This is a genomic window from Pseudomonas cichorii (assembly GCF_018343775.1).
Lineage (GTDB): Bacteria > Pseudomonadota > Gammaproteobacteria > Pseudomonadales > Pseudomonadaceae > Aquipseudomonas > Aquipseudomonas cichorii.
The window spans coordinates 4,312,640-4,328,667 of record NZ_CP074349.1; the positions used below are offsets into that span (position 1 = coordinate 4,312,640).

Here is a 16,028-nt window from a genome sequence, read left to right on the forward strand (position 1 = left end):
TATCGCGCATCTGGCCTGAAACTCTTGGATATCTTCATGTGAATCGCCGGGAAACAGCAGGCTGGCGATCCATGAGCTGCGAGGTACCTGGGACAAGGCCTGTCCGGTCAAGCGCCTCACCCTCAGAATCATGAATTACCTGTTGATTGCCACGCCATTGCCGATCGAACTTCTGCAACCGGAAAACATGTCCAGACTCGGGTCATAAACCTTGGTGTCAACTCTCAACAAGCCCAGCATGGAATGAAAGAGATTGTCCTGACTCAACGGCGCATTACGCTCCCTGGCCAGACACTCCGGATTGACGGCAAAAGACTTCTGATAGTTATCGGACAACCATATCATCATCGGTACATGTTTCTGTTGATCCGGCGCCAACATATAAGGAGTGCCATGCAGGAAGAGATTATATTCGCCCAGAGACTCACCATGATCCGAGAGATACAACATAGCAGTGTCGACCTTGTCCTGACGACTGCGCAACATATCGATCAATGTGGACAGCACGTGATCGGTATATAAGAGGGTATTATCATAACCGTTGACAATACTCTCACGACTGCAGTTGTTCAGCGCATTGCTTTCACAGACAGGCGTAAACTTCTCGAACGCCTTTGGGTAACGCTTGAAATACTCCGGCCCGTGGCTGCCCATCTGGTGCAGTACCAGTACGGTGTCTTTATCCAGACTGTCGATAAACGTGTCGAGCCCTTGCAGCAGGATCTCGTCCCGGCATTCATTGTTGGCGCACAGTAACGGGTCCTTGAGGTTGCTGACATCCTGGAAAGCAACGCGATCACACGTGCCTTTACAGCCAGACTGGTTATCGCGCCATATCACTTCAAGACCTGCACGTTTCAGCACATCCAGCAGCCCTTCCTGATTGCGCGCCCTGGTCGCGTTGTAATCCTTGCGTCCCATATTGGAAAACATGCAAGGCACCGACACTGCCGTCTCGGTGCCGCACGAATACACATCGGTAAATGCCACCAGACCGCTCTGTTTATTGAGCTTTGGCGTGGTATTGCGGCCATAGCCCAGAATGCCGAAATTCTCCGCCCGGGCACTTTCACCCACCACCAGGACCGTCAGGGATTTGCGAGTATGCGTCGACCAGTCCGGCGAGCGCCTGGCATCTTCGCCAATTGCCAGAAACGGACGCCGGGACGAAATGATCTGCTCGCTCAGATAGCCAACCGAGGCACCAATATAGTTGCTCGGCACGACCATCAGGCGCAGCTCATGGTGATTGCGAAACAGCGACGACAGCCCCTGATAATTCGCCAGCGCGACTCCACCAATCGACACCGAGCAGATAAAACAGACCAGCACCTTGCTGAACAGCTCACGGTGCCAGCGGCGATAGTTGATCGGGGTTTGCCACAGCAATACTGACGGCAGAAGCCCCAGCAGGACGATGTAAATCACCAGTTTCAGGGACAGCAGGCCTTGAACTTCGGTAGGATTGGTTTCCGCAAAGTTACGAAACATGCCAGCATCAATCATGACGCCGTATTCGCTCATGAAATAAGAAACAGCAGCACTGGCAAAAAACAGAAAAACCAACACCGGCTTGAGTACACGTCTGAATGAAAACAGTGTCAGAAAAACATTGAACACGCAAAAGATCATCACACCAAAAGCAATGCGCATGGCAATACCTTTACTGCTCCCTCCCGTGATTTCAAAAAGATGCTGCCAAAGATTGGCGTTATAACCGAACAACAAAAAGGCACTGGCAATCAACGTAACAACTTCTGGACGTACAGCCTTGATTTTCAGCATTGACAGTCTGCTTATATAATTTTTTATCGAGTATAGATTGAACCAGACGGCCCATCCATGCGCAGACTTTAGGCGGCATCCTATCAATTTTTTGTGAAAAGAACGCGAATAACTGGTCGAATTAAACTTATTTCATTGTAGGAAAAAACCTTCAAGAAACCCGCACCATAATCCCGGCATAAAAAATGGCCCGTCACGAGCACGCTCGCGAAGGGCCATTCAGTAGTAACGCTTACTGTCAGACCGAGCGACGACGGTAGCCGCGATACTCAGGCACCCAGAAATTACGCTCGATGGCTGCCAGCAGCACCTCATCCGACGTCTCAAGCGCCAGCCCTTCAGCCTGAGCTTCCTTGGCCACAGCCAGGGCGATCTTGCGGCTGACCTGCTGGATTTCCTTGAGCGGCGGCAGAACCGCATCGCCAAGCCCGGACACCATCGGCGAGCATTCGGCCAATGCATTGGAAGCCGCCATCAGCATCCGGTCAGTGATACGCGAAGCCTTGCAAGCCACCACACCCAGACCGATGCCCGGGAAAATATAGGAGTTGTTGCACTGCGCGATATGCACGGTACGACCATTGATCTCCACAGGCGCAAACGGGCTGCCGGTGGCAACCAGCGCATTGCCATCGGTCCAGCGCAGGATCTCTTCAGGCGTGGCTTCGACCTTGGAGGTCGGGTTCGACAGCGGCATGACCAGCGGCTTGGCACAATGCTTGTGCAACTCACGGATCACTTGCTCAGTGAACAGACCACGCTGGCCCGAAACACCGATCAGCACCGTCGCACCGGCATGCGTCACCACATCGAGCAACTGCGGGAAAGCTTCACCGCCCGTAGCCCAACCCGCAACATCACCCGCCTTGTGGGCCAGGCGCTGCTGGAAGTCCAGCAGGTTATCCATGCCCTCGGTCAGCAAGCCGAAACGGTCGACCATGAAAATACGCTGACGCGCTTCGCTTTCGCTCAGGCCTTCGATCTTCATCGCGGCAATGATGTGCTCGGCAATCCCGCAGCCAGCAGAACCGGCGCCCAGGAACACGACCTTCTGCTGGCCCAGCGTTTCGTTCTTGGCCTTGCAGGCGGCAAGCAAGGTGCCAACGGCCACTGATGCAGTGCCCTGGATGTCATCGTTGAAGCAGCACAGCTCGTCGCGATACTTCTCCAGCAGCGGCATGGCGTTGGACTGGGCGAAATCCTCGAACTGCAGCAACACATCCGGCCAGCGACGCTGAACGGCCTCGATGAAGGTGGCGATGAAGTCGTCATATTCCTTGCCGGTCACACGCTCATGACGCCAGCCCATATACATCGGGTCGTCGAGCAGTTCGCGGTTATTGGTACCGACATCCAGCACGATCGGCAAGGTATAGGCCGGGCTGATGCCACCACAAGCGGTGTACAGCGACAGCTTGCCGATCGGAATGCCCATGCCGCCGATCCCCTGGTCGCCCAGGCCCAGAATGCGTTCGCTATCGGTGACAACGATGATTTTGATGCGGTCTTTGGTAGCGCTGCGCAAGATGTCGTCGATGCGGTCGCGTTCAGGGTAGGAAATGAACAGCCCGCGGTGCGTGCGGTAGATCTTGGAGAATTCCTGACACGCCTGACCGACCGTCGGGGTGTAGATAATCGGTAACATCTCGTCCAGATGCGAGTCCAGCAGGCGGAAGAACAGAGTCTCGTTGTTGTCCTGGATCGAACGCAGATAAATATGCTTGTCCAGGTCGCTGGCGCACTGCTTGTACTGGCTGTACACCCTGGTGACTTGCTCTTCGATCGTCTCTACGTTCTGCGGCAGCAGCCCGATCAAATTGAATTCGACCCGCTCTTGCGGGGTAAAAGCACTCCCCTTGTTCAGAAGGGGCATTTCCAGCAGCGAGGGGCCGGCATAGGAAATGTACAAAGGTCGCGAAGTGTTGGTCATTTTTTCTAATCGCCTTTTTTCGTCTACTCATTAATTCTGGGTATCGACCGGGGCGGGCAGCCTGGCTCTCTGTTTCTTGTTCTTCTTCTGGTTGCCAGTTTTCTATCAGGCCATTCCGGGCATAAAAATCGAATGGCCCATATTACCTGCGATAGAGCCGGTTGCGGCATTTTGTCGCGCAAAACATGGCCAAATGATGTCTCAATGTAAAAAACAGAACTCGCTTTCTGCCCTGTAAAGGGCATGATTCACAGAGGCACAAGAAGAAATAGCCCCCATGTTGATTCAGTCAGCTCCAAACAAAAAGCCCCGGAAATACCGGGGCCACTCTGCATTTCAGGGGGGTCACTTTCGCGCAATGAGCCCGATGGTGAAGCCATCGACAGCGGCAATCCTGCCGCGCCACAGCACACCCGCATCGCAGATAGGGCTTTCATCGGTCGAGTACGTTCTGCAGTCCTTCAGATGGATGAAGTGGAACGCTGGAGTATCTTCATTGGACTCACCCGGCTTGAACGACAGGATCATCTCCTTCATCGACTCGTCAGTACCATTATTGAACTGGGAGAAAGGTGCAGAGATATCTGCTGCCAGTTGCTCAAAGTAGGCATCATGGGAAATCAGATGGCCGGAAACGAGATTCCCGCCTACCGACAGGGTAATCCCCAGTTCCACCTTGGTGTTTGCAACGAATTTGACAAGCCACTGAAGCAGCCAGTCGATCTGCTTGCCCTGCCACTTGAACTGGGCGATTACATCATCATGACTTTGGCTGGGAGACGGTTGCGATTGTGCCTGGTTTACGTCCGACATCTGATAGCTCCTTGCATCACAAAACGTGAGATTTGGCTCTACCACACCTTAGCTGAAAAAAAGTAAAGGAGCGGGCGGAGGCGGGATTTCTTGAAGATCCGTGAAGCGCACCCCAGAAAACAGAAAAGCCCCGTAGACAGAATCTACGGGGCTTTTCAATGTATGGCGGAGAGATAGGGAGCAGTGGACAAATACTCTAAAAGCCCCGTAAACACTGTATATGCAGGGGTTTCCACAGATTTTGCTACATATTTTTGCTACAGAAATTCGCCACCAAGCGGATGATCCTCCCTAGGTCCTATTCTATTGAACATATCCGCTATCAAAGGTTGCTCAAACGCTGAACGCATCTATCCAATCAGCAGAACGAAGTGCGGATGAAGGAATCAAAAAATGTCCGGAAACGTCATGCGTATCGCCACCGATGTTGGTGTGCAATGCAACTAATACGCCTTTGAAAACAGTCTTCCCATGGCAAAATTCAAAAGCCACTGGCTCTTTACCGTTTGCCGGAAGAAATTTTTTGACATTAGGCGCTTTTTCAGGAATTCCAGCCTCGGCTCTTAGTTCCTTCTTCTGTTTCATCCTTTCGGGCTCATAAAGCGAGCGGCTGATCACAGCTCGTGCCTCACGTGCCTTGCCTGTGAGATCGTCACGACGATCAGCAACCACGTCCGCAACCAAATTTATCAATTCATCCGTCCCTAGGAAATCGATGACTTCGTCCAGATGGGCTGGCTGAATAAAGGAATGTTCTAGATCATTGAGAGGAGTAAATATCTCAGAGATACGGTCTATACCCTCAAACTCCATCCTTGATCTTGCAAGCGCCATTTCGAAAGCCATTTCCTCAAGAGTTCGGAAGTCTCTATCTCTGTGAATGACAACCTTTACATCAGGTCTTAATTCGCAGATCAAAGAGGCTAATTGACGCGCGCCACTAAGGTTTCCACATCCATTGTATGACAAGCAAGCGAAGTTATTCGCGCCGTTTGCACGTGCAAATATACAGGCAAATTCAGAATCTTTATCCTCCGTTAGCAATATAAATTTATTCTTTGCCATGAAAACTTCCGCACCAACGGTTAACGCACCTAGCTCCATCAATAATGGTATCGCAGGGCGCCCCCCTACAGCCACGTTTACTTTTGCGCCTTTATCAAGCCAAGTAACTGATGCGTCCTTATCACTTAATAGCAACTGTATAAGCTGCGGCGAATGCGTGGCAAGTAAAATTTTTGTGCCTGTCTCTTCTACTACATACCTCAAGGCTTCGTGCAATCTAGTTTGGCTGTCTGCATGTAAATGAGCATCCGGTTCATCAAGTAGCAACAAAGGTGGCTCATAAAAACATGCATAGGCTAATATCTGTATAATTTGCAGCATACCAGTTGATGCCATGTCTAACGGATAGGTCTGCTCTAGATAGCGAACATAAACCTCAACATACCTATCTTTCATGTGATCATGATTTATATAAATTCGACTCCCTGGGTAACACTTATCTAGCAAAATACAAAAAGTTTTCCAAGGAGTTTCCGGCAACTTATCAATTGAAAGTTCTTCCCACCACTCATCAACGAGTTCATCTGATAGATCTTGCGTGAACAGATGATCTAGCAGCGTACGCAAATAAAGATTAGCATCGCCATGCATGGCTGCTGCATCCAAGGCACCTCGGGTGCGCCACTCTTCACGAATGGGAATGCCCGATAATCCTGGAGTGAATATTGAAAACGGGTCATCTCTATCACCCAGTGTCGCTAACAACTCTTCATCGCCGGTGAAACTTAGAGCCAAATTGGCATTTTTACCACGAAGGATAGAGATACTTAAAGCCAACGGCAACTTATTGCCTTGTTCGTCATACTGTGTACATTCGTACCCAATGCTGTAGCTTTTACTTTGACTCGCTGGCTCCCCGTGACGCAATGAAAGAAGCATATCGGTAGGACGGTAGCTAACAGCTTCATTAGAGATCGTACCTAGTCGTTCGACAACCCCATTACGCTTGGTCCGCACAAAGCTCGCTTGAGCTAGCGCTACACCAAGTTGCGCAGCTTGAAGAACGCTGCTCTTCCCGCTAGTGTTACCACCCACAAGCGCGGTAATTGAACTAAGACTGATCTCAAGGGCTTTAATTCTTTTAAAATCTTTTACTATGACTTTATTCACTTCAATATATGACATAGAACCCAACTCACCAAAAATTACATAGATTACTGCCGAAAGCCTTTAAATTCAAAAACCAATATTATTCATCTAAGCTACTCGCGGGACTCAACCTGCTACTTAAATCCCATTTTTAAACCATCCCAAAAATCATAAAACGTCAATGATTTTTTAGACTTAAAAATCAGAGGGCTATTGCAGGTGGCATTCCGACAACACTGTCGTTATATTTTTTGGCTGTGGTCGCAAATTCAAAAAAAAGCCCCCAATATTCTTGGCAGACATTTATACCCTCTTTGAAGTTTTCTCCGTACATTGCACAATAGGAGTAATACCCAAACATATAATAGGCTACTTTCGGATCAATTTGATTTGATCGAACAAGCAAAGCAATTTCTTCAAAAAAGGCCATTAGCTTTCTTTTTTTGTCCCACATATCTTCATGGGCAAGACGAATGTCGTCAGCATCAACTAGACACAACACCTCATATAAGTCTTTATCATCAAATAACCGACGATGTTGAGCTAGAAAAAATTCAGTCCTTTTTAATCTTGCAGAAACCTCCTTATCCTGTAAATCCTTTAATCTCTGCTCATCCAATCTCCGTAATTCTTGGTAAATCTTATACAATCCGACAGTACCAAACACTACCATAGCAATGACACCGATCGCCTGCCAGCAAGATGCCCACTCTGCCATGGTCAAACAGACACCAATCATCTCCATGCAATATTGCGCGGGATCAGCCATTATAAAATCTCTAAAATATCTTCAACTATATATCGCTTTATCACGCCGTTAGCGCTTACCACTTTCTTCACTCTGAGGTTTACCTTTCCAGGCAAACCATCGTTATACTCTCCCATTGACTTTAGTGAGAGTCCTTTCAACCTATGGTCGTCAGGATGGGCCAAAGCAAAAGACACTACTTTTCTTTCTTCATCAGAGAATAATCGACCAAAGTGACTCAGCACGCTTAATTTAGTAACATTACCAACAATATTCACACTCTCAGCCTGAATATCTCTTATCGTTACATAGTCTAGAGTATCGGTGTCTAGAGCTAGAGCATCCCCCACGCGTGGACGATTAAAGAAAATCTTAACCTTGTCATCACTCATAATAGCCTTATGTATGAGGTACATAGGAGACTCGAGCGCATCAGCTACCTCATGGATAAATAGTTCTTTCTTTTTACTGGCAGCGATTTTTTTACGTAAGAGGTTTTAGGTTCGAAATAGACCCCGACTGAACTGGACAATGTCCAACTTAAATAATCCCAAAAAACACCTACCAAAACACTAGCGCCAACTTTTTTTATAATTTTTTCGCCAAACCTGATATCCACCTGCTCTTCAAAACATCCTTTTCTGGATGAATGGATAAAAGCTTGCGCACCTTTTGCGCCTTGATTTTTTGTCCTTACCTCTTCGTCATTCGCAAAAGCGTGAGCCACCAAATTAACAGTTCGAGCTAATCCTGTTATCGTACTCGCAGCATCATAGACATCTAACAACCCTTCATCAGCGACTCCACCTTCGACACGCAGAATCAAACTTACTTCCTTGACTTCCATGAAAAATTTACTCCCCAATCTATAGAGTGACACTCGATAAACAGATCAATAATGAGTTCTCACACTGAAGCTCATCATCACTCCTTGTCACGACCCAGAAATCATTAATGCAGGCCAAAATGCAGGATTAATACAGAAAACCGATTTGGTGTCTTTTTTTATGATTCCAGAGACCAACATCATGCTGTAATTGAAATCATAAATGTATTTCACTTCATCACTGATTTTTAACCCTATGAAACCGTACCACAACAACAAGTCGAAAATCTTGGCTGCATATTCAGCACCTACTCCAAACTGCTCCAGAGTTTGCAATATTTCGTCCTTGCTCAAATGGGGATCAGAACCGATAAAGGCGTAGAGAACATCATTCACTCCGTTCTCGATATCAGCGATCTCATACCCTATATCAGCTAGCAAATCTGTTGAGTAAGCAGTAAGCCCCTTCTCAATATCCTCTTCCAAAATCGTTTCGTGATTGAGGTTTATTGCAAAGCTTTTACATTGACTTATCAAACTGAGCAAAAATCTTGGCCGCATCAACGATCTATCAATTAGATACTGTGAACTTTCCTCACCTTTATAATGACTTACACAGACCTTTGGCCAGATAGCTGAAAATGGCTCATTACCCTTAAAATTATTCGACGCGATCCGTAGTCGTAAAAGCTCCCGTAACAAGTCAGCGTCCGTCCAATCGAGAAGAACTTTCGCTTCCTTGCCTCTATCCGAAGTCTCCTTGACCAGCAACTCATAAACGTCGTTCCGGAGAAAAACAATTGTATGAACTGTAACATGCGCCCGTTCAAACGTACGCTCAATCTTTCTCGTCGCATCTATCAAGGCACGAATAATAAGAAGATCTTCATGCTGCAAACCAGAAGTCGGCCAACCCTTATCGAGATTATCAAATAAGAGCCAGCAAACATCTTTAAGCTTCATATATGAAATAACTTGTAGAGTTAGTTTTTTCACATCATGACAGTAAAGTATTTCTGTGATCTGTTGCACCGACAACCTAACACTATGATCATCTCCATGCTTTGATCGGTACTCGGTCGTTATTTTCTCCATAAGACTGCCCATCCGCTCGGAGAAGTCCCCTTCTGAGGCGTATCCTTCAGCATGATATAAATCCGCTAAGGATCTGTACTGGTCATACAAATTATGGTCATGCACATGAAACTCTCTGTCTTTTTCGAGAATCTTATAGCAAATTTCAAGGAGAAGGACGTATTCCCAAAAAGCCATTATTGTATGCTGAAAAGTACCTTCTTCAAGAAACGAAAGAATCATCTCTTTAAACTTAATTAGCTTATATCCATCAGGCTTTAGATCCAGAACAATGTTTCCATTTTTATTTCTTTCTCTATCCCTAACCTGGAGAAAAATGGCTGACTTTCCAGATCCTTTGCGCCCAACAACTATGTTAGCCTCACCGCGCAATGAGCGTAGAAACTGATCTGTTTTAAGATAGTAACTTTCAAGAGTTCTCATCTCGTTTTCAGCCGATGTCGCCCCCAAATCCAACGATTGTAAAAAAGACTCTTTACCCGTCTTGGGAATTTCTACGCCCTGCTGAAATGCCTCAGCCACATCGCCCGCGAATTCAGCAATAAATTCATTTACATCATCAGGATGATTACAGGTATGGACAAAGTCTCGGTAATCTATCGGGACTGGGCCTTCCCCTCGTTGAAGAATACAGATTGCCTTGTTCATACCGCCCGCCAGCCCTGCGATAAAAGCTCCACGCATGTTGTGTGTGTCGAAACCGCTATTAGCGCTTGACAGTAAGGGAACCACAACCCCGTAAGACTGCGAAACTTGGGAGATAGCGTCATTAGCTGACAATCTAGGCTGTTCGTTAGGATCAAAAGAACGAAATAAATATTTTGCCTTCTTAATTCTAGAGACAATCCGGGTAGCCCATTCGGTTTTGTGAAGGCCTTCCAACAAATATACAGGTGACTTTATATTTATTTTTCCACCTATAACTAACGGTTCTAAATTTACAGCGTCCGATATAAACCTAACTAAATCATTAGAATTCTGGTAAGTTTTATAGCCTATAGTATCAAAAATCCCCACATCAGAAATACTGGGGGTCATTTCTCTGACGCTGGTATTTTTTGTCAGTAGTACTCGCTTTCCACGACCAATGGCATAACCTATTTCATAAGTCACATTGAAATTCAACACAGATATATCCGCTATCAATATATCTGCATTATCAATACCTTCGAGCACCCTACCGGAAATAAATTGCCCAACTATATCTAAAGCGGTCCACGAGCGAACTAGGATATTGCCCCGTTCGTTAACTAGTCCAACAGCGCGCTCTATAGCCTCGCCAATTTCACGAGGGTGCGCAGCATAAGCAAAAAAAGCTGTTAAGTTACTCACTCTTTGGCCCCGCAATATGTCTATATTTTGATAGTGACTCAGCCCCTATCAGGATTACTTCGCACTTTTGCGGGCAGGAACTAATCCGTACGATTCTCCAAAAGTTCATTACTTGAAATCTAAACTTTAAGACTGCGCACCTAGAAACTGCTTTTGACTTTTGGTTAGAACATACATTTCGCACAGCCAATTTCAAAAACGACTTAGCTTGACGAATGTTGACTCTTATAATACCGAGTACTGGAGCTTCAGCTTTTTCACACTGTCGAACCAGTTTAGTTGGCTGGGCAAAATGAACTGAAACCTCATTATTATGTAAGTCGCTACGGAGAAGTCCTTTGGCAGACCTCCCCACCCTGCCCAATGCGCTACTCAGCATCGTGCATAGTTGCGCTACGGCATCGCGCAAAAGAATTGCAGCCCTGCTAAGCACCAGGCGTTCGGAACGCCGTTGCGTAGCCTGAGGCGGCTTAGACGGCGCGTCCGCTGATAGGACGATTTCGATGAATAAGCGAAAATGCATTGTCCAACATCCTTGTAATCAGCCCCGATGCTATCCAATGGCCATTGCAAGGGCAAGATAAAGCTAAAATTGACGATGCGGCAACGCAATATATCCAGAAATCGCAGGCGAAAAAAAACGGTAATCTGTAGGCTTTTTCTGTTCCACCGCCTTCAAAGGCGTTGCTACAGAATTTTGCTACATAATTACCGTTTTTCCGCCTTGTAAATCATTGATTTACAAGGACTTTTAATAATGGCGGAGAGATAGGGATTCGAACCCTAGGTACCGGTGAAGGTACAACGGATTTCGAATCCGTCCCATTCGGCCACTCTGGCATCTCTCCAACGGCGCGCATGATAACAGCATCGGCGCGTAAGGCGAAGCCCTTTACGCTAATTTTTTTCGTGCTATCAAGCGCTTGCGTAACTTTTTGCCTTAAAGCGGGACGCCCAGGCGGTTTGCGACTTCTTCGTAGGCTTCGATGACGTCACCCAGGCCCTGGCGGAAGCGGTCCTTGTCCATCTTCTTGCGGGTGTCCTTGTCCCACAGGCGGCAGCCGTCAGGGCTGAATTCGTCGCCCAGGACGATCTGGCCGTGGAATACGCCGAACTCGAGCTTGAAGTCGACCAGCAGCAGGCCTGCGTCGTCGAACAGCTTGCTGAGGACTTCGTTGACCTTGAGCGACAGCTCTTTCATGCGGACCAGTTGCTCGGCAGTACCCCAGCCGAATGCCACAACGTGGGATTCGTTGATGAACGGGTCGCCCTTGGCGTCGTCCTTGAGGAACAGCTCAAAGGTGTACGGATCGAGTTTGGTGCCTTCTTCAATGCCCAGGCGCTTGACCAGGCTGCCAGCAGCGTAGTTACGCACGACGCATTCGACCGGGATCATGTCAAGCTTCTTGACCAGGCACTCGTTATCGCCCAGCAGCTTGTCGAATTGAGTCGGAACGCCCGCCTCTTCCAGCTTCTGCATGATGAAGGCGTTGAACTTGTTGTTCACCATGCCCTTACGGTCAAGTTGTTCGATGCGCTTGCCGTCGAACGCCGAGGTGTCGTTACGGAACAGCAGGATCAAGCGGTCAGCGTCGTCGGTCTTGTAAACCGACTTGGCTTTGCCGCGGTAGAGTTCTTCACGTTTTTCCATGATGGGCTCCGCTTGCTAAGTAGTTGGGCTAGGCGATATGTCGCCAGTCGAGCCCTGAATCTTGATCGGCCAGTTCCAGCCAGTCCGGGTCGCACCCCAGAGTGTCGGCAAAACATTGCCGGGCCAGATACGGCAGGTTGTTCTTGCTGCTGAGATGGGCCAGCACCAGGTGCTGCAGATCCCTCCATCCCAGTTCGCTCACCAGGTTTGCGGCCTGATGATTGTTCAAATGTCCTGTTTCGCCTCCCACACGCTGCTTGAGGAAGACCGGATAACGGCCTCGGGCAAGCATGTCGCGGCAATGGTTGGCCTCAATCATCAAGGCATCCAGGCCATGATAGCTTTGCAGCACATTGGGGCAGTAAGACCCAAGGTCGGTCAGCAGGCCAAAACGGCGGCGCCCGTCATTGAAGACGAACTGGGTGGGCTCCAGCGCATCATGGGCGACGGACACCACATCGATGCCCAGCGCTCCCACCTGCAACCTTTGCCCGCCTTCCACCACCCCGGCGGCTTCGACCGGCTTGCGCATCCCGCGCAAGGTCCCGCGACTGAGATAGACCGGCACATTGTACTGCCGAGACAGCAAACCCACGCCATGCACATGATCGGCATGTTCGTGGGTCACCAGAATGGCACTCAATTGTCTGGCGCTGACTCCCAGTCGCGCCAGACGCCGCTCGGTTTCCCGCAGGGAGAAACCGCAATCGACCAGCACGTACGTATCGTTGCTTGCGACCAGCGTGCCGTTGCCACGGCTGCCGCTGCCCAGAACAGCGAAACGCACTTAACCCAGGTTGTCTTGAATGATGCTCAAGACCCTGCGAGCGACGTCGGCCGGCGCAACGGTGTTGATGTTTTTCTCGACAGTGACCTGCACGCTGTCACCCACCTTGCTCAGGCGAACCTGATAGCGCTCGGCACGGGCTTCGATTTCTTCCTTGCTGGACTTGCTGCCAAACAGGCGACCGAAGAAACCTGGCTCGTTCGCAGGCGTGTTGGCCTTCTCTGCCAGGTTGATGTAGTACAGACCAAGGCTGCGGTTGATGTCCTCAACGCGCCATTCGCCCTGATCCAGCGCACGACCGACACTCGACCATGCACGGTCCAGATCGGCACCGACAGTCAGAACCGGGTTGCCGCTGCCGTCTTCGCTCAGCGCTACACGGCTCGGCGTATCGTAGTCACGCGCAGCCACCAGAGACACGGAACCACCCTTCTCGGCGTTACGGCTCATGCTGGCCAGCAGGTCGTCGGTCAGTGCGGCATCGAGGCCGATGTTGGTCGTGCGCGGCGGGAAGCCGACGTCAGCAGTGCTGCCAGCCGGACGCTCGACGCTGACCACGTAGACTTCACTGGTGTTGCGCTGTACGCCCGGCTCGATACGAACCCGCACACGGGTTTCGGAATCGGCCGATACGCCGCTGGCCGTCAGGCGCTTGGCAACCGAAGCGGACAGCTCGTCCAGACGCTGCCAGGTGGTGCTGAATTCGCCGGTCTGTGGACGCTCTTCAGCGATACGGAAACCGTTGTCTTCAAAATACTGATGCGCCACCGGCCAGACTTCGGCAGGCGGACGCTGAGCCAGAACCCAGTGGGCGTCGCCGCTCTTCTGCAAGCTGAAATCGCTCGACTCGGAGGCTACCGACAGAGGCAACGGACGAGGCACCTTGTACTCGCCCTTCACGGTGCTGTCAGCCACGTTGCGAGGGATCGGCAGCAGCGGATCCAGGCGCTTGGTGTTGGAGATGTCGGCAGGCACCTGCATCGGTGCGGTCTGGGTTGCTTCCAGATAGTCACTGCCGCGATCGCGGAAGTAACCATCTTGCCCCCACAGCCAACCGCAACCACTGGTGCTGGAGATAATCAAGGCTAGTGCGGAAAGTCCGGCCAGTCGCTTCATTGCGTAATGCTTCCTCAATTAAACCAATACGCCGGACTGGCGCATGGCCTGACGCAGCGGTTCGTGACAGGCTTCGCTGAGCCAGGTGAGCGGCAGACGGATACCGTCTGGCATCAGACCCATTTCATGCAGAGCCCATTTCACAGGAATGGGGTTGGATTCGATAAACAGGGTGTTATTGACCGGCATCAGCTTTTCATGGATGGCACGTGCCGTTTCGGCATCGCCACGCATGGCAGCAGCGCACAGCTCGCTCATGGCACGCGGCGCGATGTTGGCGGTCACGGAAATGTTGCCCTTGCCGCCCAGCAGCATGAGTTCGACGGCCGTGGCGTCATCGCCGGAATAGAGCAGGAAGTCGCTGCTCACGCCTGCCAGGATGTCCTTGGCGCGCTGCAGGTTACCCGTGGCTTCCTTGATACCGATGATGTTGTGCACCCTGGACAGGCGAACGACCGTCTCGGGCAGCATGTCGCAAGCAGTACGACCTGGCACGTTGTAGAGGATCTGCGGGATGTCGACGGCCTTGGCGATGTGGCTGAAATGCTGGAACAGCCCTTCCTGCGTCGGCTTGTTGTAGTAAGGCGTCACCAGCAGGCATGCATCGGCGCCTGCGGTCTTGGCGTTGGTCGTCAGTTCGACGGCTTCGCGCGTGGAGTTGGCGCCGGTACCTGCAATGACAGGGATACGCCCTGCAACCTGGGTAACCACACGACGAATGACTTCGATGTGTTCGTTCACATCGAGTGTCGCCGACTCACCTGTAGTGCCGACGGCAACAATGGCGTTGGTGCCCTCTTGCAAGTGGAAGTCCACCAGTTTGCTCAGGCTGTCCCAGTCCAGACGACCTTGTGCATCCATGGGTGTGACCAGTGCCACCATACTGCCCGCAATCATGCAACCGCTCCTGCCGGAAAAAGAGAGCCGTAATGGTACTGGCGCCATCAGCCTTGTACAAGCGAAGTACCGCACTGTGAGCATTCCCCTGAGCGATGGTTTTCGCTACCCTTCGTCCTTTGATCGTTACTGGTCATCTGCGCACCTCGTTCAATCGATCGTTTTTTGTCGCCAACCCCCTTGTGCCAGCGCGTTGCAGCCCTACCATGGCCGTGCCATGCAGGCGTTCAACGACGGGGCCCGGGTTGGTACCTTGCGCTCACGATCGTCGAAACAGCCCGGCAGAGCCCAAAAAGTACCGACCGCTCATCGCTTAGGAATGCTGCATGTCGTCCACCCCCACAGTTCGCGAACAATTCCTTGTTATCAGTGCCCTTGGCGCAAACCCTATGGAGCTGACCAACGTCCTGTGCCGCGCCAGCCATGAAAACCGCTGCTCGGTCGTCAGCTCCCGCCTGACCCGTCACGGTGAGTGCAGCGCGCTGATCCTCCAGGTCTCTGGTAGCTGGGATGCCCTGGCCCGTCTCGAGACAGGCCTGCCGGGGCTGTCGAAAAAGCACGCCTTCACCATCAGTGTCGTGCGCAGCGCCACGCTCGAAAGCCGTCCTGAAGCCCTGCCTTACGTGGCGTACGTCAGCTCGGCCTATCGTCCGGACATCATCAACGAACTGTGCCAGTTCTTCATCGACCACAACGTCGAGCTAGAAAACCTGATCTGCGATACCTACCTGGCTCCGCAGACCGGTGGCACCATGCTCAACGCGACGTTCACGGTCACGCTGCCGGCAGGCACCCAGATCAGCTGGTTGCGCGACCAGTTCCTGGACTTCGCCGACGCACTGAACCTCGATGCGCTGATCGAACCATGGCGCCCGCAAGCCCCCATGTAAGGAG

The 16,028-nt window shown here is 50.6% G+C and carries 13 protein-coding genes and 1 tRNA gene; 1 reads left to right on the forward strand and 13 read right to left on the reverse strand.

Going from position 1 to position 16,028, the window contains the following annotated elements; genetic code table 11:
- Positions 1 to 135: 135 nt before the first annotated feature.
- The 13 genes from KGD89_RS18175 to dapA all read right to left on the reverse strand — a co-directional run bounded on the left by KGD89_RS18175 (position 136) and on the right by dapA (position 15,134).
- Positions 136 to 1,785 carry a phosphoethanolamine transferase gene (locus tag KGD89_RS18175; protein ID WP_025261194.1) on the reverse strand — a complete coding sequence of 550 codons (1,650 nt, stop codon included), beginning with the start codon at positions 1,783 to 1,785 and terminating at the stop codon, positions 136 to 138.
- Positions 1,786 to 2,023: 238 nt separating this feature from the next.
- Positions 2,024 to 3,715: an NAD-dependent malic enzyme gene (locus tag KGD89_RS18180; protein WP_025261195.1), complete on the reverse strand. Its 1,692-nt coding sequence runs from the start codon at positions 3,713 to 3,715 to the stop codon at positions 2,024 to 2,026.
- Positions 3,716 to 4,060: 345 nt separating this feature from the next.
- On the reverse strand, positions 4,061 to 4,528 hold the full coding sequence (gvpU, locus tag KGD89_RS18185; protein ID WP_025261196.1) for a gas vesicle accessory protein GvpU: 468 nt from the start codon (positions 4,526 to 4,528) through the stop codon (positions 4,061 to 4,063).
- A gap of 333 nt (positions 4,529 to 4,861) precedes the next feature.
- Positions 4,862 to 6,718, reverse strand: coding sequence for an AAA family ATPase (locus KGD89_RS18190; protein ID WP_025261197.1), 1,857 nt, complete (start codon positions 6,716 to 6,718; stop codon positions 4,862 to 4,864).
- 166 nt (positions 6,719 to 6,884) lie between these two features.
- Entirely contained in the window at positions 6,885 to 7,451 is a 567-nt protein-coding gene (locus KGD89_RS18195) for a hypothetical protein (protein WP_025261198.1), read from the reverse strand.
- Entirely contained in the window at positions 7,451 to 7,822 is a 372-nt protein-coding gene (locus KGD89_RS18200) for a hypothetical protein (protein WP_143008673.1), read from the reverse strand. Before KGD89_RS18200 ends, KGD89_RS18195 begins: the two co-directional genes overlap by 1 nt.
- A 44-nt stretch (positions 7,823 to 7,866) precedes the next feature.
- Positions 7,867 to 8,277 carry a DUF7946 domain-containing protein gene (locus KGD89_RS18205; RefSeq protein ID WP_143008672.1) on the reverse strand — a complete coding sequence of 137 codons (411 nt, stop codon included), beginning with the start codon at positions 8,275 to 8,277 and terminating at the stop codon, positions 7,867 to 7,869.
- Positions 8,278 to 8,364: 87 nt separating this feature from the next.
- Positions 8,365 to 10,683: a P-loop ATPase, Sll1717 family gene (locus KGD89_RS18210; protein WP_025261200.1), complete on the reverse strand. Its 2,319-nt coding sequence runs from the start codon at positions 10,681 to 10,683 to the stop codon at positions 8,365 to 8,367.
- 758 nt (positions 10,684 to 11,441) lie between these two features.
- Positions 11,442 to 11,531: transfer RNA gene (locus KGD89_RS18215), tRNA-Ser, on the reverse strand.
- Positions 11,532 to 11,623: 92 nt separating this feature from the next.
- Positions 11,624 to 12,334 (reverse strand): phosphoribosylaminoimidazolesuccinocarboxamide synthase, encoded by a 711-nt coding sequence (gene purC / locus KGD89_RS18220; protein WP_025261201.1) that lies wholly within the window; start codon positions 12,332 to 12,334, stop codon positions 11,624 to 11,626.
- A 28-nt stretch (positions 12,335 to 12,362) separates the two neighbouring features.
- Positions 12,363 to 13,121: an MBL fold metallo-hydrolase gene (locus KGD89_RS18225; protein WP_025261202.1), complete on the reverse strand. Its 759-nt coding sequence runs from the start codon at positions 13,119 to 13,121 to the stop codon at positions 12,363 to 12,365.
- The gene (gene bamC, locus KGD89_RS18230) at positions 13,122 to 14,237 is read right to left on the reverse strand and encodes an outer membrane protein assembly factor BamC (RefSeq protein WP_025261203.1); all 1,116 of its coding nucleotides are present in this window, start codon (positions 14,235 to 14,237) and stop codon (positions 13,122 to 13,124) included.
- 18 nt (positions 14,238 to 14,255) lie between these two features.
- Entirely contained in the window at positions 14,256 to 15,134 is an 879-nt protein-coding gene (gene dapA / locus KGD89_RS18235) for a 4-hydroxy-tetrahydrodipicolinate synthase (protein WP_025261204.1), read from the reverse strand.
- Positions 15,135 to 15,460: 326 nt separating this feature from the next.
- Between dapA and KGD89_RS18240 the strand changes: the two genes are divergently transcribed.
- Positions 15,461 to 16,024, forward strand: a complete 564-nt coding sequence (locus KGD89_RS18240; RefSeq protein ID WP_025261205.1) for a glycine cleavage system protein R — start codon at positions 15,461 to 15,463, stop codon at positions 16,022 to 16,024.
- The last annotated feature ends 4 nt before the right edge of the window (positions 16,025 to 16,028 follow it).

Excerpts from the sequence above, each read along its gene's own strand:
- KGD89_RS18175 (WP_025261194.1), bottom strand. The coding sequence starts at position 1,785 with ATGCTGAAAATCAAGGCTGTACGTCCAGAAGTTGTTACGTTGATTGCC.
- KGD89_RS18180 (WP_025261195.1), bottom strand. The coding sequence starts at position 3,715 with ATGACCAACACTTCGCGACCTTTGTACATTTCCTATGCCGGCCCCTCG.
- gvpU (WP_025261196.1), bottom strand. The coding sequence starts at position 4,528 with ATGTCGGACGTAAACCAGGCACAATCGCAACCGTCTCCCAGCCAAAGT.
- KGD89_RS18190 (WP_025261197.1), bottom strand. The coding sequence starts at position 6,718 with ATGTCATATATTGAAGTGAATAAAGTCATAGTAAAAGATTTTAAAAGA.
- KGD89_RS18195 (WP_025261198.1), bottom strand. The coding sequence starts at position 7,451 with ATGGCTGATCCCGCGCAATATTGCATGGAGATGATTGGTGTCTGTTTG.
- KGD89_RS18200 (WP_143008673.1), bottom strand. The coding sequence starts at position 7,822 with ATGAGTGATGACAAGGTTAAGATTTTCTTTAATCGTCCACGCGTGGGG.
- KGD89_RS18205 (WP_143008672.1), bottom strand. The coding sequence starts at position 8,277 with ATGGAAGTCAAGGAAGTAAGTTTGATTCTGCGTGTCGAAGGTGGAGTC.
- purC (WP_025261201.1), bottom strand. The coding sequence starts at position 12,334 with ATGGAAAAACGTGAAGAACTCTACCGCGGCAAAGCCAAGTCGGTTTAC.
- bamC (WP_025261203.1), bottom strand. The coding sequence starts at position 14,237 with ATGAAGCGACTGGCCGGACTTTCCGCACTAGCCTTGATTATCTCCAGC.
- dapA (WP_025261204.1), bottom strand. The coding sequence starts at position 15,134 with ATGATTGCGGGCAGTATGGTGGCACTGGTCACACCCATGGATGCACAA.
- KGD89_RS18240 (WP_025261205.1), top strand. The coding sequence starts at position 15,461 with ATGTCGTCCACCCCCACAGTTCGCGAACAATTCCTTGTTATCAGTGCC.